Raw genomic sequence first — 17,415 nt, forward strand, 5'->3', positions numbered from 1 at the left:
CCTCAATTCTTCGGAATGACAAAGAAGTGCTAATTCCTTACAAAGAATTATTATTCACAAACTCCAAAAACTTAGGTTTGTAATTTTCAGAAACCGTAATCCGTTGTTTGTTAATTACAATCTGACTTCTCTCAATCACTTCAATGTTTTTTAGGGAGACAATAAAAGAACGGTGCACGCGCATAAATTGAGCTTCTGGCAATTCTGCTTCCAAAGATTTTAAGCTCATGAGTGTTAGAATAGCCTTCGGATTGTCTTTCATCCAAATTTTAATATAATCTTTCAATCCTTCAAAATACAAGACATCTGCCAATTTAATACGCAATTGTTTGTATTCCGATTTTACAAAAAGAAACTCTTTTTCATCAGAAACTATAGGCTGTTTTTTTCCTTTTACCAATTCGAACCACGTATTTGCTTTGTTGGCTGAGGCTAAAAATTCTGCATAATCAAAAGGTTTTAAAAGATAGTCTAAGGCTTCTACTTTAAAACCTTCCAACGCATATTGATCAAACGCAGTGGTAAAAATAACACGGGTTTCTTTTGGTAACATTTTAGAAAATTCAATACCTGTTAAATCTGGCATTTGTATGTCTAAAAACAATAAATCTACGGGTTCATTTTTTATAAATTCCATAGCTTCAATAGCACTGCTACACTTCTTTTTTAAAACTAAAAAAGGTGTTTTTTCTACATAACTCTCTACTAAATTAAGCGCCATTGGTTCATCATCTACAATAACACAGGTAATTTTTATATTGCTCATACGTTAGTTGGTTTCAATTTCTAATTTAGCTATAAAACGATTGTCTTTTACAATGGTACTGAAACTATTTTTATTCAAATATAATAATTCTAAACGTTTTTTAATATTTACAAGTCCAATACCAGAACCACTTTTATCATCAGATTTTTTAGGGAAATCATCATTTTCTATGGTAAACAAAACCGTTTTATCTTGCGTACTGATGTTGATATCAATAGTACTCGATTTACTAGCGGAAACACCATGTTTAAAAGCATTCTCTATTAAAGATATAAATAATAAAGGGGCAACTTTAATGCCTGTTTCTTGCTGTGGAAAATTATAATTGACAACCGTTTTGTCGGAAACACGCAATTTCATTAAATCGATGTACTTTTTCATAAAATCGATTTCTTTAGATAGCGAGATCAATTCAACATTTGTTTCATACAACATATAGCGCATCAATTTACTTAAACTGTGAATAGATGTTTTGGCTTGATCTGGTGAAATATCTACCATCGCATAAATATTATTCAAAGAATTAAAAAAGAAATGCGGTTGCAACTGATAATGTAAATGTTGTAATTCCGATTTTAATTTAACATTTGCCGCTTCTTTTCGTTCCGCTTCTGTTTGTATCCACCTTTTGGTAGTTTTTATGGATATTGAAAATAATAAAGGTGCCATATATGAGAGCATTTGTATGTACAAAAACATTTTAATAGGTGGCCCTACTCCCTCTTTTTTAGGCGTAATTTTGAAGGTTTCATTAAAATAATAATCTTTAAGTATTTCCTTTAATATAATAAAAGAGGCAATAACAATTAGATTAATAATAATAAAATGAACTGTTTTATTAGAGAACAAATACTTGTCTATCCATACAAAATAATTGGCATAAAATATAATGGCATAAAACGCAATTGGGATCCAAAAATGTGCAATAACTCTATTCAAATCTTGTTCTTGCCCATAAGATAATAAATAAGGCATGCTAAAGAGTACAAGCCAAACGAGTATATGAGAAAAGAGCGTTATGTTTTTATTTTTATACATTTTATTTGTTTTTGAATGGCAAACTAAAACAGCATTCAGCTTTTTGCTTACAATTCATTATTTAATAATATTATTTTTTTAAGAACAAATCAAAGGTAAAACTATTTAGCATTTTGGTGCCACTTAATTGATGTTTTACAGTATTCTCTATACCAATAACAGCTTTTTATAGATGGTAATTGTTCTTAAAAAGCAAACAATAACACAACAGTATTGGTATTTCTTTAAAACTACTACTTGTTTGGTCCGTGATTGCTCCCTAAAAGTATCTATTTTTAAAAAACACACCCCTAACCTACCCGAAGCATCCCCGAACAAAACCCGAACAAAACCTTAGTAAAACCACTGTTATGTGTCAACAAAGGTCAGTAAATGGCGGTTTAATTCCGTAAAAAGCAACCTTTGTTATAAGTCCGCAATGTTTAGCCTAATCCATTTCTTTCGCTTAAAAAAGGTCTATAGATGTAAGCCGGCTCCAAGGTTTTGTTTGTTAATAATTTAGCACATAGATTTAGGGTATATTAATCATAAAAAACAATTATTATGGCAACATTTGAAAAAGGAATACTTGGCGGATTTTCTGGCAAGGTAGGTAACGTAGTAGGTTCTAGATGGCGTGGAAAAAATGTAATGCGTAGTTTACCCCAACGTGGTAAATATACGCCTTCAGAAAAACAAGAGGAACAACGCCAAAAGTTTAAAACAGTCATTGGTTTTTTAAGTCCGATTGGAGCCATATTAAGTGAATATTTTGGCAACCCACAGGGCGATAAATCGCGTAGTAATTTGGCTACGTCTTACCATCTTAAAAACGCGGTAATAAACGCTCCACAAGGCATGGTTATGGATTATGCTAAAGTATTGATAAGCAAAGGAGATTTAAGAGGGATAGATACTGGTACCCTAACCATAGCGCCGGCACAAACTATAAATTTGGGTTGGACAGACAATAGCGGACAAGGAAAAGCCACCGCTACAGACGAACTGATGGTAGTAGTCTACGCACCCGATCTTAATTTGTTTTATTCTAATTTAAATGTAGCTACAAGAAATGCTACCACAGGCGTAGTTACTTTGCCTAGTTATATGTCTAGTTTTGAGGTAGAGGTTTGGGGTTCGTTTTACAAACCAGACACCAATTTTGCAGCCGTAAGTACCTATCTAGGCAATGCAACAGTACTGTAAAAAAAAGTAACCTCTAGTAACCTAGCATAACTATACTTGTTTTTAAGCTATTCTAAAGCAACAGCAATGGTTATAAAAGGTAAACGAAAAAGGGTATTTAAATGAAAATTAAATATAAAAGCGCAAATATGCATCACCTATAATAGTGATATGTTACTGCGCTTTTTTTGTGTTTGTGAAGTATTAAAATCTGCTTTTAAAATAACAAGGGGTTGACTATAAACTACCTCTTACTAGTATTTTAAATCCTTTAAAGCAAGATGCATTAACAACTTATTTAACAGGTGTTTTGGGTACATGGGTATGTGCCCTAATTTAAAGTTTGGTATCAGGTTCTTTTTACGCAATCTGTACATGGTACTGCGGCTTACCTTTAAATGCGCCATGGCTTCTTCTGTAGTAAGCCAGATTTCTCCTTTTAACAAATCGTGGTCAAATTCTAAGTGCTTGTTTTCTGACACTGGTAGGTGCTTTTTTTCTTTTTTCATTTTCTTTTTATTTAAGTGAACAAACCGCTCTATAGCAAAAAGGGTTTCTTCTAAGGTAGTACTTTTTTTTTAAAACTAAAAAATAGCTCTTAAAAACACGTAGTTATTAATGGAGAATATGTTGTTACAATATTGCTTTTAAGCCCCTATTTATACATTTTACGCTAACACTAGCATGTGTGAAATAATTAGCTGCTAACATCAGCTAAAAGCCAAATACGCAAGGAGTTGTTTTATGAAAACAAAGCCAATAATTACTAGAAATTATCTTTGAAAGTTTGTAAAAAGTAACTACATTCGTCTAGCTGCTAAAAGCATCAAATACTATAGAAGAATAATACTTCTAAAAAGTTTTGATATCCCCTCTTTTTGGTAGTATATAGTTTAATTAATAACTTATATAAGTAGTTACCCAACATTAACAAATGAACTCAAAAACGAAATATTTACTATTCACATTAGGAATTATTGGAACTATTCTAATTATTTTTAATTCTATTGAATTGTGGTATTGGTATGAATTTAAGTTGGAATTAGAAATTTCGCAAATCCTATTTATAATTGGTTTAATAAGTTTTGGACTATATTTTATTATTAAAAAAAATCGAAAAATTTTGACTAAAATAATAATTGGAGCTTTTGGAATTTCTCTAATTCTTAATATACATCTTTCGACCAAAAATTTTGAAAATATATTACGCCAAAATCGACTTTCTGAATATTCTGAATTAAAAACTTGTGTGGAAATGGAAAAAAGATTCGCTGTTGACTTAGAAAAAGGAAAAGTTAAATACTTTCAGTTTGGTATGTTTTCAATTACAGAAATGAAAGATATTCTAAAATCAAAATATGATATCGAATATTTCTCAATGGGTTGTATGTTAAGGTCGGAAATGGAATGCTACAATAAATTAGTTGACAAATATTTAAAGGAGAAATATGATAACTCAATAAATGATATTTATAAAGAAATAGGAATTGAATAAAAACGTTGGGTAACAATGAAGATTAAAATAAAACAAATTACTTTATTACTTTTTCTAGTTAATGCTATTTTTATTTTAGTCAATATTAAATATAAGGACGAAATTGTAAGTGTAATTCCTGATTTAGATTATGCAAAACTCTTTTTTTATTTAGGATTTATAAGCTTTATCATCTACTTAATAAGAGGAAAATTAAAAAAGACTTTAACCTTTATATTAATTATTACGATTATCTCTTTCTGCTTCTCAATGTTTTTTAACCTACGTTTAGCAAAAGATAACTATAACAGAATCCAATGTAATAAAGGAATGTCTGAATATTATAAATATTTTGAATTTAAATCTTGTAAAAAAATTCAAAAGCGATTTGAGGAAGACTTAATAAATGGAGAACTCAAATATTTTCAGAATAAATATAATTCCGCTTTGGAATTTGAAGAAAGATTAAAAGATGAATACGGCATTGAACTCATCGGAATAAATTGTACACAGTTTACATCAATGAAATGTTATAACAATTTGATAAAAGATTATATAAAAAAAAGATAATTGAATAAAAAACGTTGGGTAACACCGTATATAATTTATTGCTGGCTTCTCGCTTACTTACGAAAGTCCTCGCGGACTTTTACACTGCCCCCAAAAAGTTAGACACTATTTGAGGGTATTTTTATGGGAAGAAAAGTCAAGTATAGTTACGATTTTAAACTACGTTGTGTAGAACAAGTATTAAAAAAAAATCAAGCAGTTTCCACTGTTTCGTTATTGAACGGTATTCATCACACATCTCTTCATAGCTGGGTTAGTTTTTATGAAAAGCATGGTAAAAAAGGTTTATTACCTAGAGAAAATCAAGAATATAGCTTAAAATTTAAATTGAAAGTTTTAGAATCTATTGTAGATGATTCATTATCTTTAAGTCAAGCTTGTTTAAAGTTTAATATTCCAACCAAATCTGCAATAATGAATTGGCAAAGGAATTATAAAAAACTAGGAATTACAGGCTTAAATAATAAACCAAGAGGAAGACCTAGATCTATGGAATTTAAGAGAGCAAAAAAGAAGTCTAATAAACCTTTAACAAGGGAAGATGAACTTCTATTGGAAAATGAATCGTTAAGAGCTGAGCTGGATTTGCTAAAAAAGTTACAAGCCTTAGTTCTAGCAGCGCAAAGCAAAAAGCGCTAGCCATAACAGAATTAAGGCATAAGTATAGTTTAGAATTATTACTAAATCATACCAATATGGCAAGAAGCAGTTATTATTATCACAAAAAAAGAAGTCAATTAACAGATAAATATGAAGAGGTAAAAATCTTAATTAAAGAGATATATCATTATCATAAAGGAAGATATGGTTATAGAAGAATCACCTTAGAAATAAACAAAAGAGGACTTGTTATAAATCATAAAACAATTTTAAGATTAATGCGAAAATTAGGTTTAAAAAGTTTGATAAGAATTAAAAAATATAAATCTTACAAAGGACAGATAGGTGAAATAGCACCCAATATATTTCAACGTAATTTTAAAACAACCAAACCTAATACAAAATGGGCAACTGATATTACCGAATTTAAAGTCTTTGGAAATAAATTATATTTATCACCAATAATTGATTTATACAATGGCGAAATAGTTAGTTATGAATTATCTGAAAGACCTAACTTCGAACAAGTGGTTAAGATGCTAAAAAAGTCTTTTAAGAAGGTTCCTAACCAAGCAAACATTATATTACATTCAGATCAAGGTTGGCAATATCAAATGAAACAATATCAACGGTTATTAAAAGAAAAAGGAATTACACAAAGTATGTCTAGAAAAGGAAACTGTCTAGACAATGCAATAATTGAAAATTTCTTTGGTATCTTAAAATCTGAATTATTTTATTTAAACAAATACATATCGATTATTCAATTGAAAAAAGAAATTAAAGAGTATATAAAATATTATAATACAGAAAGAATTAAACTAAATTTAAATGGAATGAGCCCAGTAGAATATAGAGCTCTTTATTATCAATAATTAATTATAAATTTGTCTAAGCTTTTGGGTGCAGTCTACTTTCTTGGTTGGTAATTATTTACTAAATTAGTTGCTTAAAACACGCAACAAACCATATACAACAACGTTATGCCCAATTAGAAAAAATCATATGCCTAAAAGAGTAAATCAACACGAAATTGAAGATATTTCAAGAGCAAAATTTCAACTTGCTCTACCAAGAAAATGGGTCTTTAGAGATAAATCTAAAGATTACGGAATTGATGGAGAAGTTGAACTTTTTGATAATGCAAAAACACCTCAAGGTTTAGTTTTTTGGGTTCAGTTGAAAGCAACAGAATCAACAGAAAAATCTATCATTCTAAATGTTGATTTTAGTATTGAAACCTTACAATATTATAAAACTCTTGATATTCCCATATTACTTGTTCGTTATTCTGATTCTGACGATACAATTTATGTTAAATGGATTCATAATGTAGATTTGTTTTTTTCTAAAAAAGAAGCAAAAACATTTAGAATAAAACTTTCAGAAGATGATAAGTGGCTTGAAACTACAAATAAAAAAATTGAAAATTATCTAAAGAAAATAAGAAACTTAAAATCTGGTTTATTTAGTTTCCCTATTCCTATTTCGATAATAATTAAAGAAACTAAAATTAATGATACCTCAAAAAGAATTATATTAACTCAATTAAAAAAACAATTACAAGAATATACAGATTTTGTTACTTTTTCTGAAGATGAGAATTCTCTTATAGAAATTACATTATCTAAAAAAGAACTTAAAATAAATATTTCGGAATTAAGTGGATGTTCTTTTCATAGTATTGATATAATCAAAAAAGATAATTTTTCAACAGAGATTACAAAAAACATATTACTTGGAATAGCTATAGGATTAATTAAATTAAACCAAATTGAATATGCTGGTAAAATAATTTTTGAGAACAACCTTGAGTCAATACTATTAGAAAAAACTGAATTATTAGAGTTTTGCTTAGCTCCACTTTTTAATTCTACATTTTTAAAAAACACATTAAGTCTTGTTGGGAAAATTCTAGATGATGAAAAATTTATTGGTTTAAATTTAATGACCCAAATAAATTTACTACTTGTCTCAAACTCAAAAAGTGAGCGAATAAATAAAATAATTGAGGATTTTCTAAAACTAAGACTTGAAAAAACAATAGTGAATACGGATAAACAACAAATTGGAATTTCACATTATAACATTGGTAATCACTTTAGCGGTAGAGGTGAGTTTGAAAAGTCTATATATCATTATAATTTAGCTAGAAAATATGCTCCAATTTATTTAGACCAATTCTACTTTTTTAATGAAATAGCGAGTATGCTTTTCCGTTCGGGAAAATATAAAATGGCTTCAAAATTATATTCTAAATCATTAGAATTAAAAGAAGACAACAGTACAATGGCACTTTATGCTGATTCATTAATGTATGCAGGTGAATACACTAATGCTTTAGTGTATTTCAACAAATATCTCGACCATTCTGAAAAACCTGTTGATGAATTTCTTCTTAAAACCATTTGTCTTCAATCAATAATTAATGATTATGGCATTGAACATCAAATACGAAATGGAAAAGAAGCAAGTAAATTTGCGGACTTAAGCTTAATTAAAAAGAGCGAAAATCCAATCACCACATTAAATAAAGCATTAAAATATGATATGCTTTCAGGTTTAGCTTGGTTCAATTTAGGTATTTCATACACAGATATAAAGGATAAATACAAAGCTACTTTTAGTTTTACAATGGCTGGATTAACTCAAAATAATGATATTGAGGCTTGGAGAAACGCGACTTTATGTAGTTTCCATTCGAATGAATCTATAGCATTACTTCCATTAATAATAAAGACTGCATATTTTTATAATAAAGAAGATTATTTAGAACAATTGTATATTGAATTAGAAAATCAAATTCAAACTGAATCAATAAACGATATTATTGAAGTAATAGAACAATTACTTCCTAAAAAAGAGAAATTGAATGATATTCCAACTGTTAGAATATTAAATCCAAAAGGTAAGTTTGAAAGTATTCATGAAATAATAAAAGGGCATAACACCGTATAAACTTTATTGCTGGTTTTAGCTCACTTGGGAAATTCCTCCGGAATTTCGCCGTTCGTACTTTATTTACTAAATTCACTGCTTAAACAACGCAACAAAGCTTATACAAAAACGTTACCACACATTTGAAAAAAATAATCTTAATAGCATCAATATTACTAATCGGAACAATTGCTTTCGGTCAAACTAAAAATGAATTTGAATCGACCAAATTAGATAGTCTTTCACAAAAAGAAATTTATCGGATTGAAGTGGCGGAATTTCAAAGGTTGGAATTAATTGAGCTCAAGAATGGTGAATTTAAGGGCGATTTAATCCATTCAGTCTGGAAAACAAACCGAAAAGAAGAGCAAAAGAAAAAAATTGTCCAAAAAATAAAAGTGCCTGAAAAAATGGTAAAAAAGTTGATGGCGGAATTGAGAAACGATGGATTTGAAAATTTGAAAGATTGTAACGAAATTGAAGATTGTATTGTGGGGTTGGATGGAACTACAATTACTTTCAGTTTTCTGAAAAACGGAGTGAATAAAAGTGCTTCATATTGGGAATTGGAATCGGACTATTACTATAAAACAAATTCAGTTCAATTACCTCTCGAAGTTCTGGAAGCAAGAAAAATATTTGGAATTGTAAACCAAGAAATTGACTTAAAAAAACAATTTGAGAATTTTACCAGTCGATTACCCATTGGAAAATATATGTTTAATGGAATAATTATGGAAAGAAAAAGATAAAACGTGTGGTAACAACGTGTATAATTAATTGCTTGGGTCTGTGTGTACTCGGAAAATCCTACGGATTTCCCTAACGTTGAGTTTAATTTATTAAATTAGTTGTGTAACCCACGCAACAAACCATATACAACAACGTTGTAAGTAATTTTTCAAAAAAGATAATTATTGCAAAAAAAAAACATGAAATTAAAAGATATATTCAAACTGTTATTAGTTCTATTTGTTTTTAATCCATTTCTAATTTCTTGTAAGGAGAAGCAAAAAAAAACCGTTAAAAACTTTACGAATGAAAAAATAGTAGAACAAAACTCAAAAATAAACACTGATTCCCTAGTTTATTCTGAAAAAGACCAATCCAAATCTGATTATACACAAAATATTTTGAGAGGAAGAATGACATTAGGACATGAAGTTAGTAGTTTTTCCCCTTGTGGAGATAATAATGAATTTTGGATTTTGGCGGAAGAGGAATTTTATGAATTATACTATAATTTAACAAAAAACAAAGAACCTTACTCCCCAATATTTGTGAGTATTGAAATTATTGATAAAGGAAAATCAGAAGATGGATTTGCTGCTGATTATGAAAGCACTTACGAGGTCGTAAATATTCTAGAGGCAAGAAACGTCTCAGACATAGACTGTGAATAAAACTGCTTACAACAAAACCTATAAACAATACGGGCTTAGGTTTTAAACGCTAAGGTCAGTGTATATTTATAAAGTCCGTAAAATCTTTTGGATTTTGCTTTGGACAGGAAAAGAAAAAACAAAACAAAAAGATTTCGCTACGTGCGTAGCGGCAAGCAAACGCTAGTTTGCTCCCGTACTGTTCATAGCTAAACCGTAGCACAATAACAAAAAAACTCATAAAAAGAAGAAAAATGAATGAAATACAAACACACGGATACAAATTGGCTTCTAAAGGAAAAAGATTAATTGCGACTATAATTGAAGGGTTAATTTTTGGAGTTTTATTTTTAGTAATTTATTTAATTATGGGAAAATCTGTTTCTGAATTTTGGGCAGATTTTGAGAGTGACTTTCAATTTTTAGATATAATTTATTCTTTAGTGACCGGAATAATTATTGGAGCAATATTTTATCCAATATTTATTGGGAATTTAGGACACAGAATATATAACCTAAAAGTGATTTCAGAGGAAACAGGAGAAGATTATAATAAACCTGAAAAAGGGGCGATTAGAGAAGGTTTAAAACACGTGCTTGGATATTTGCTTATCCCAAGTATTTGGATATTATGGGACAAAAAAAATCAGAATTTATACGATAAAATAACAAAAACATTAGTTGTCGAAAAAAAGACGAACGAATAATAATGTGCTACAACAGCGTATTTAATTTATTGTTGGCTTCTCTCCTATTTACCAAAGTACTCGCGGAGTTTCTTGGTTTGTAATTAGTTGCTTGAAACACAAAACTAAGCTTATACAAACACATTAGCCATAAGCAGGAAAAACCGACCAAAATGGAAGAAAAATCAAGACTTTCGAGATTAACTGCTATTCTAACCCAATTGCAATCAAAACGAATATTGACAGCACGAGAAATTGCTGAAAAACATAATGTAAGTATTCGAACCATATATAGAGACATTAGAACTATTGAAAACTCAGGAATTCCGATAATTACGGAAGAAGGAAAAGGATATTCTCTAATGGATGGTTTTAATCTTCCACCCGTTATGTTTACTGAAAAAGAAGCAAATGCTTTGATTACTGCGGAACAACTTATATTAAAAAATAAAGACAAATCTTTCGCAATAGAATATCAAAATGCAGTTGCTAAAATAAAATCAATATTAAGACATTCACAAAAAGAAAAAATTGAATTCTTATCAGAAAGAATACATTTCAGAAATAATACAGAAAATCAGAAAACAAGTGGCTATTTAATGATTATCCAATCTGCTATTTCAGATTTTAATCTTATTGAAATAGAATATCAATCCTTACAAGGAGAAAACACTAAACGTACTATTGAACCTTTCGCTTTGTATAGTACTCAAGAAAATTGGCTTTTAATTACTGTATGTAGATTAAGAAAAGATTTTAGGGTTTTTAGATTAGATCATATTCAGAAATTGATTGTTAAAAATCAGTATTTTGAACCTCAAAAAATAACACTTCAAGAATATTTTGAAATTTGTAGAGAAAAATACTTAACAACCCCTGACACACCTTTGTCATAATCTGCATTTACTTTTGCAACATTATAAATCATAAAATTATATAAAAATATGAACAAAGTAACTGTTGAAGCATTTAAAGTAATCGGTATTTCAATAAGAACAACCAATGAAAACGAACAAGCAGCAAAAGACATTGGAGAATTGTGGAATAAGTTTATATCGGAAGTAATTCTTGAAAAAATCCCTAATAAAATTGACTCTACTATTTATTCAATCTACACAGAATATCAAAGTGATCATACAAAGCCATATACAACAGTTTTGGGGTGTAAAGTTGAACACCTAAATGAAATACCCAATGGAATGGTAGGTAAGTCTTTTAAAGGAGGGAAATATGTTAACTTTTCTACTAAGGGAGATTTAACAAAGGGATTAATCGTTAATAAATGGAAAGAAATATGGAAAATGGATTTAGACCGAGTTTATTCGGCAGACTTTGAAGTATTTGGAGAAAAAGCAAAAAACCAGAATGATGCAGAAATTGATATTCTAATTGCTGTAAAATAATTTCTAACAAAAATGATTCGAGATACTGATAATTATTATTTAGACAAGGAAGAACCAAACAAAAGTTGCCTGCTTGCTTTAAGAGAAGTTATTCTTAGGCAAGATGATAATGTTTTGGAGACAAGAAAATGGGGAATGCCTTGTTTTTGTTATAAGAAAAAAATGTTCTGCTATCTTTGGACTGATAAAAAAACAGATGAGCCTTATCTATTAATGGTTGAAGGAAAACACTTAAACCATATAGAATTAGAAGAAGGAAGTCGTTCTCGAATGAAAGTTTTTAGAGTAAACCCAAATAAAGACCTGCCAATTGATTTTATTGAATCGTTATTAAATGAAGCATTAGATTTATATAGAAATGGAACTATAAAAACTAAATAAAGCCAGTAGCTAACAAAGTGTAAAAGTAATAAGGTTTTATTACTAAACTAAAGTTTAATGCATTTTACAAAGTCCGCAAAATTTACAATTTTGCGGATTATTTTTTAAATGAAAAATTGTAAATTTGGCTAAGTACTAAACTGAAAAGTAAGTATATTATAATCACTTACAATTCTTACATAAACCGTTGTAGCACATTTTATAAATGAACTAAATGATAGAATTACTACTTTAAACGTTAGTTGAATTTGGGCTAATTCGTTAAGATTATAAGCATCAGAAACGAATAACTAATGGAAAAAGAAGACGAAATTAAAAGTATTTGAACTTTTAGAAAGTGATGGAACAGAATTTAAGTATAATTTAATAGTGTATAGAAAAAAATAACTATAGCTACACCTATATAACAAATTGCTGGTATTGTGCTAAATAAAGGTAGTTACACGTTTGCTTCGTCTGATTTTCTAGATAGATAACCACTACCTGCAATATGAAGCAAAACTTCTAATAAAAAATGGAAACAAAAAAAATATTTATAGTACTTGGAATAATAGTACTTATTGTTGTTGGTTACTTCTATGTTTATGCTAAGGGATTAGGATCTATGTATGTTGTTTCTAACAAGGCAGATGAAAGCCCTTTTTTTATGACTATAGAACCAATAGTTATTAAAAATATACTTTTACCAAAAGGAACCAAAATCACATACAAGAAACAATACTTTTGGGAAAAAAATGAGCAAAAAAAACTACTTGATGAGAAGAATATTTTATCGATTTCTTTTAAAGAAGTAATATCTTGGGGAGGAGTACCAATTACTTCAATAAACAAATTTTTTAATCCAGATATGATAGGTTTTAGTGTTTATGCTGATTTTACTAAATTAGATAAAAATAAGGAAACTGAATTTTCTAATCTATGGCAAAGTTGTAATAAAGCTTTAGCAATAAAGGTGAAAGATATAAATGATTGGTCTTTTAACAAAGAAAACATTTTGGATACTCAGGGTTGTGGTAGAAATAACAGACACTTTAATGAAGATCTAGCACAACAAAGTTTCTTGAATAATTTGCATGCTGAATTGATGAAAATAAAAGATTAAAGAATACTCCTTTACAAATAAGTGAATGGAATGGACTCAAAATACAAATTAATTAGATGAATTTAATTCTAAAAAAAGTTAAAGAACCATTAATCGTTTTAGTTTCTTTTATAGTCTATATATTCAATCAGAAAATTTATCGTCCACAAGTATTTTCAAATAGTGAATCTAATGAGTATTTAGTCTTTATACTTGGAATAATTCCTAATTTTTTAGGATCAATAATGACTTTTCTGACTTGTCTTTTTCTTTTTAAATTAGAAAATAAAAAGAGCATTCGAAAAATAATTATTACTTCATTCTTAATAACATTAACTTTAGTAATATTTATGGAGTTAGAACGATTTATTAATCAAAATATGAAGTTTGATTTTTTTGATATACTAGCATCTATTTTAGCCTTAATTATTTGTTTAATATTCTATAAAAAAGAACTTAAATTTTATGATTGAAATTGAATTTTAAAAAACGTTTTTCAACAAAGGACTGTGGTAAAGAACAAGTAAAAAATCATTAATTTTTCACGAATACACTTCTATAATTGGTATTATAAGTTAAAACAGATTTAGTTATAGCAAAAGCCTGTTTTAATAAGCTTGTTAAACAGGTTATTCACAGTAGTGGTATATATTGTAGCATTTTATATAATAAACGAAGTAAGGACATCGTAATAAAGAAAAACTTTCTATATCTAAAAAGGGTCTACTTGATAATCAATATATTTGTTTTTATAAAATAGAATTGGTAATAATTATCAATAATATTCCCCACTCAAGAACTTAACAAAAGTTACAATTACATAAAAAATACTGACTAATAAATATCTTTAAATGGAAAAACATAAAAAATTGAATATTGCAGTTATTATTATTTTATTGATATTAGGAATATATATATCATTGGTTGTGAATGATAATCCGATATCTTGGAAAATACCAGAAGCTTTTATTTTGGGACTACCCATATTATTTCTAATACCTCTCGTATTATCTATAATTTCAATCCGGATTAATAAAAATAAAACGGCTATTGTAACTAGTGTAATTTCAAGTATATTTATTGTTATAACACTCTTGTTTACCATATATATAATGAGTTATTCTTACAATCATTAAATATTTTAAAGTTAGAAAGCGTAACGTAATTTAGACCTGCCTACTTTTCATATAGCAACCGTTCGACTAACTTGAACTGAACACTAAATAATGATAGAAAGAAATAAAGAATCAGTAGAAACGTATAACAAATCGGCTAGTAATTATCAAGATAAATTTATGAAAATGGATTTATACAATGATACTTTCGATACCTTTTGTGAATTAATTGAAGATGAGAATTCTAAAATTCTTGAAATTGCTTCAGGTCCAGGGAACGTAACAAAATATTTATTGCGTAAGAAGCCTGGTTTAAAAATACTTGGAATTGATTTAGCTCCCAATATGATTGAGTTTGCGAAAGAAAATAATCCAAAAGCCGAATTCAAAGTTTTTGATTGCCGAGAAATCTCAAAAATTGAATTACAATTTGACGGAATTATGTGTGGGTTTTGTATGCCTTATCTTTCCAAAGAAGAATGTGAAAAACTTATTTATGACGCTGCTAAACTCTTAAATAGTTCTGGACTGTTATACATTAGTACAATGGAGGATGATTATGAAAAATCTGGTTACGAATTGACTAGTTTTAGCGGAGAAAATAGAGTTTATATTTATTATCATCAAGCGGAATTTTTATCAGAATGCTTAAAAAAATATGGATATGAAATTATTGACTTGCAGAGAAAAAAATACCCCGAACCAGATGGAACATTTTTAACAGATATGATATTTATTGCTAGGAAAAAATAAACCAGGACGCTACAAAACAAGTATAAACTCATTAATTTTTAACTAAAAAACTTTTATAGATATAATATTAAGTCAATACTGATTATGCAATAGCAAAAAACTAGCTTTAATAGCTTATTGCCATCTGCTATCAATAGTAATAGTGCATCTTATAGTTCTTTATAAAGTAAGGGATGTAAAGACATCATATCAAAGAAAAATTTTCTTTATCCAAAAAGGTCTACTTGATAATCAATATATTTGTTTTTTAAATAATAGAGTTGGCAGTAATGCAAAAACAGACAGAAATTGAATATTGACTTACAACACAAAAAGAAGATAATTACGAATGAATTGGATACTATTAATAATTGCCGGACTATTTGAAGTAGCTTTTGCAGCTTGTCTTGGAAAAGCAAAAGAATCAACAGGAATTGAAACAACTTATTGGTACATAGGATTCTTGATTTGTTTAGGAATAAGTATGTTTCTTCTTGTAAAGGTGACCCAACAACTACCGATAGGAACTGCATATGCAGTTTGGACAGGAATAGGTGCTGTAGGAACAGTTTTGATTGGAATTCTAATTTTTAAAGAACCAGCGACATTTTGGCGACTATTTTTCATTATGACATTAATTGCCTCAATTATCGGACTAAAAGTAGTCTCAAATTAATCGGACTTTGAAAAAACAAAAGCACATATTGCCAACAATGTATATAAAAAATAAGTGAAATAGTAGTAAGTTTAAGGCTATTGGCATGTATCAAACTTTAGGCTTACCGAAAGTTTCGTGCTTCGAAATTGCCTACTTTTCATTTACTAAACGTTAGCAGTTGTGCTGAAACAAAACAAAAACTAAAATGATAGACAGATTTTTAAAAGCAAAACATTGGCAACTTTTCACATTAATGTTTGGAATTCCGATACTATTTCAAATAGTAATGATGGGAACCATGTTTTCGAAAATAAATTCCGAAACAAATCCTGACCCAACAGAAATATTTAATATGTTTAAAATTTTCCCAATAGTAATGATACTCTATATGGGTGTCTTTTTTGGTTGGTTTTGGTCTATTGCAATTGGCTTACAAAAGAAAATACCAGAAAACGTAACAATGAAAACGAAGAAATTTAAAGTATTTTTCTTTATTCCATTAGTTTATATACTCTGTATTTCTATTTTTATTGGTGGAATGATCAGTGGAATAATGCAAACTGGAACTGGACCAAGTGGAGGACTTGTCGCTGGAATGGTTGGAGTAATTATTCCTCTTCATTTACTGTCAATGTTTGGAATGTTTTATTCTTTGTATTTTGTTGCAAAAACATTTAAAACAGTTGAATTGCAAAAAGAAGTGAATTTTGGAGAATTTGCCGGTGAATTTTTTATGTTATGGTTTTACTTTATTGGAATTTGGATCATACAACCGAAAATCAATAAAATGTCGGAAAATGAAAACACTACTACCAACAAAGAACTGAGCTAAAAAGCATTGACAACAATTAAAAAATGAGGAATTACTTACAAACATTTAATATTCTAACCGACAATGAAATCGACCTTTTTGAAAGTAAGGTTCAGAATATTAAATTGAAAAAAGGTGACTTTTTTATCAAAGAAAATCGAATCTCCAAAGAAGTAGCGTTTGTAGTTTCTGGATTGTTTAGGTCATTCTATTATTCTTCATCTGAAGAGGAAGTTACCTATTGTTTTACTTTTTCAAATTCATTTGTTAGCGCCTACTCTTCTTTCTTATCTCAAACCAAAACTATTGAAAATATTCAAGCCTTAACGGATATAGAACTACTAACGATATCAAGAGAAGACATTTTAATGTTGGAGAAATCAAGCGCAAATTGGTTAAAATTTTTCAAATTAATTACTGAACAAGAATACATTAAAATGGAAAAGAGAGTTTTGTTGTTGCAAAAAGAATCAGCTGAAAAAAAATATACAGATTTACTTATAAATCACCCAGAATACTTACAAGTCATTCCTTTAAATTTTCTAGCTTCATATTTAGGGATCACCCAAAGGCATTTAAGTAGAATAAGAAAAACAATTACGAATTAGACAAATGTC

Annotated in this window: 21 protein-coding genes; 18 read left to right on the forward strand and 3 right to left on the reverse strand. The window is 28.7% G+C overall.

What is annotated here, in order from left to right; genetic code table 11:
* Positions 1-37: 37 nt before the first annotated feature.
* Both WHD08_RS02710 and WHD08_RS02715 read right to left on the reverse strand, forming a co-directional pair.
* Positions 38-766: a LytR/AlgR family response regulator transcription factor gene (locus tag WHD08_RS02710; protein ID WP_208889322.1), complete on the reverse strand. Its 729-nt coding sequence runs from the start codon at positions 764-766 to the stop codon at positions 38-40.
* Between the two features lie 3 nt (positions 767-769).
* Positions 770-1,804, reverse strand: a complete 1,035-nt coding sequence (locus WHD08_RS02715; RefSeq protein WP_208889321.1) for a sensor histidine kinase — start codon at positions 1,802-1,804, stop codon at positions 770-772.
* 543 nt (positions 1,805-2,347) lie between these two features.
* Between WHD08_RS02715 and WHD08_RS02720 the strand changes: the two genes are divergently transcribed.
* Complete coding sequence (locus WHD08_RS02720; protein ID WP_165734164.1) at positions 2,348-2,989, forward strand: DUF6266 family protein; 642 nt, start codon at positions 2,348-2,350, stop codon at positions 2,987-2,989.
* Between the two features lie 233 nt (positions 2,990-3,222).
* Here the strand turns inward: WHD08_RS02720 and WHD08_RS02725 are convergent, their stop codons facing one another.
* Positions 3,223-3,477: a helix-turn-helix domain-containing protein gene (locus tag WHD08_RS02725; RefSeq protein WP_208889320.1), complete on the reverse strand. Its 255-nt coding sequence runs from the start codon at positions 3,475-3,477 to the stop codon at positions 3,223-3,225.
* A 425-nt stretch (positions 3,478-3,902) separates the two neighbouring features.
* Between WHD08_RS02725 and WHD08_RS02730 the strand changes: the two genes are divergently transcribed.
* The 17 genes from WHD08_RS02730 (at position 3,903) to WHD08_RS02810 (ending at position 17,406) form a co-directional block, all read left to right on the forward strand.
* Positions 3,903-4,463: a hypothetical protein gene (locus WHD08_RS02730; protein WP_208889319.1), complete on the forward strand. Its 561-nt coding sequence runs from the start codon at positions 3,903-3,905 to the stop codon at positions 4,461-4,463.
* A gap of 15 nt (positions 4,464-4,478) precedes the next feature.
* Entirely contained in the window at positions 4,479-5,012 is a 534-nt protein-coding gene (locus tag WHD08_RS02735) for a hypothetical protein (RefSeq protein ID WP_340833445.1), read from the forward strand.
* 123 nt (positions 5,013-5,135) lie between these two features.
* Positions 5,136-5,651: a helix-turn-helix domain-containing protein gene (locus WHD08_RS02740; RefSeq protein ID WP_208889910.1), complete on the forward strand. Its 516-nt coding sequence runs from the start codon at positions 5,136-5,138 to the stop codon at positions 5,649-5,651.
* Between the two features lie 2 nt (positions 5,652-5,653).
* A complete protein-coding gene (locus WHD08_RS02745; RefSeq protein WP_244183341.1) occupies positions 5,654-6,487 on the forward strand; it encodes an IS3 family transposase in 834 nt (277 codons plus the stop codon).
* Positions 6,488-6,617: 130 nt separating this feature from the next.
* A complete protein-coding gene (locus WHD08_RS02750) occupies positions 6,618-8,570 on the forward strand; it encodes a DUF4365 domain-containing protein (protein WP_340833446.1) in 1,953 nt (650 codons plus the stop codon).
* 122 nt (positions 8,571-8,692) lie between these two features.
* Positions 8,693-9,301, forward strand: a complete 609-nt coding sequence (locus WHD08_RS02755) for a hypothetical protein (RefSeq protein ID WP_165734154.1) — start codon at positions 8,693-8,695, stop codon at positions 9,299-9,301.
* 180 nt (positions 9,302-9,481) lie between these two features.
* Positions 9,482-9,952 carry a hypothetical protein gene (locus tag WHD08_RS02760; protein ID WP_165734152.1) on the forward strand — a complete coding sequence of 157 codons (471 nt, stop codon included), beginning with the start codon at positions 9,482-9,484 and terminating at the stop codon, positions 9,950-9,952.
* 233 nt (positions 9,953-10,185) lie between these two features.
* Positions 10,186-10,638, forward strand: coding sequence for an RDD family protein (locus WHD08_RS02765; RefSeq protein ID WP_165734150.1), 453 nt, complete (start codon positions 10,186-10,188; stop codon positions 10,636-10,638).
* 152 nt (positions 10,639-10,790) lie between these two features.
* Positions 10,791-11,513 (forward strand): helix-turn-helix transcriptional regulator, encoded by a 723-nt coding sequence (locus tag WHD08_RS02770; RefSeq protein WP_208889317.1) that lies wholly within the window; start codon positions 10,791-10,793, stop codon positions 11,511-11,513.
* Between the two features lie 48 nt (positions 11,514-11,561).
* Complete coding sequence (locus WHD08_RS02775; protein ID WP_208889316.1) at positions 11,562-12,020, forward strand: GyrI-like domain-containing protein; 459 nt, start codon at positions 11,562-11,564, stop codon at positions 12,018-12,020.
* A 15-nt stretch (positions 12,021-12,035) separates the two neighbouring features.
* Positions 12,036-12,401: a DUF1801 domain-containing protein gene (locus WHD08_RS02780; protein ID WP_208891238.1), complete on the forward strand. Its 366-nt coding sequence runs from the start codon at positions 12,036-12,038 to the stop codon at positions 12,399-12,401.
* A gap of 514 nt (positions 12,402-12,915) precedes the next feature.
* Complete coding sequence (locus WHD08_RS02785) at positions 12,916-13,503, forward strand: hypothetical protein (protein ID WP_208889315.1); 588 nt, start codon at positions 12,916-12,918, stop codon at positions 13,501-13,503.
* Between the two features lie 56 nt (positions 13,504-13,559).
* Positions 13,560-13,955, forward strand: a complete 396-nt coding sequence (locus tag WHD08_RS02790; RefSeq protein ID WP_340833450.1) for a hypothetical protein — start codon at positions 13,560-13,562, stop codon at positions 13,953-13,955.
* Positions 13,956-14,708: 753 nt separating this feature from the next.
* Positions 14,709-15,350: a class I SAM-dependent methyltransferase gene (locus tag WHD08_RS02795; protein ID WP_208889314.1), complete on the forward strand. Its 642-nt coding sequence runs from the start codon at positions 14,709-14,711 to the stop codon at positions 15,348-15,350.
* A gap of 328 nt (positions 15,351-15,678) precedes the next feature.
* The gene (locus tag WHD08_RS02800; protein ID WP_136581885.1) at positions 15,679-16,005 is read left to right on the forward strand and encodes a DMT family transporter; all 327 of its coding nucleotides are present in this window, start codon (positions 15,679-15,681) and stop codon (positions 16,003-16,005) included.
* A 187-nt stretch (positions 16,006-16,192) separates the two neighbouring features.
* The gene (locus tag WHD08_RS02805) at positions 16,193-16,819 is read left to right on the forward strand and encodes a hypothetical protein (protein ID WP_208889313.1); all 627 of its coding nucleotides are present in this window, start codon (positions 16,193-16,195) and stop codon (positions 16,817-16,819) included.
* 23 nt (positions 16,820-16,842) lie between these two features.
* A complete protein-coding gene (locus WHD08_RS02810) occupies positions 16,843-17,406 on the forward strand; it encodes a Crp/Fnr family transcriptional regulator (RefSeq protein ID WP_208889312.1) in 564 nt (187 codons plus the stop codon).
* Positions 17,407-17,415: the final 9 nt, after the last annotated feature.

The sequence above is a fragment of the Polaribacter sejongensis genome (assembly GCF_038024065.1).
GTDB lineage: Bacteria > Bacteroidota > Bacteroidia > Flavobacteriales > Flavobacteriaceae > Polaribacter > Polaribacter sejongensis.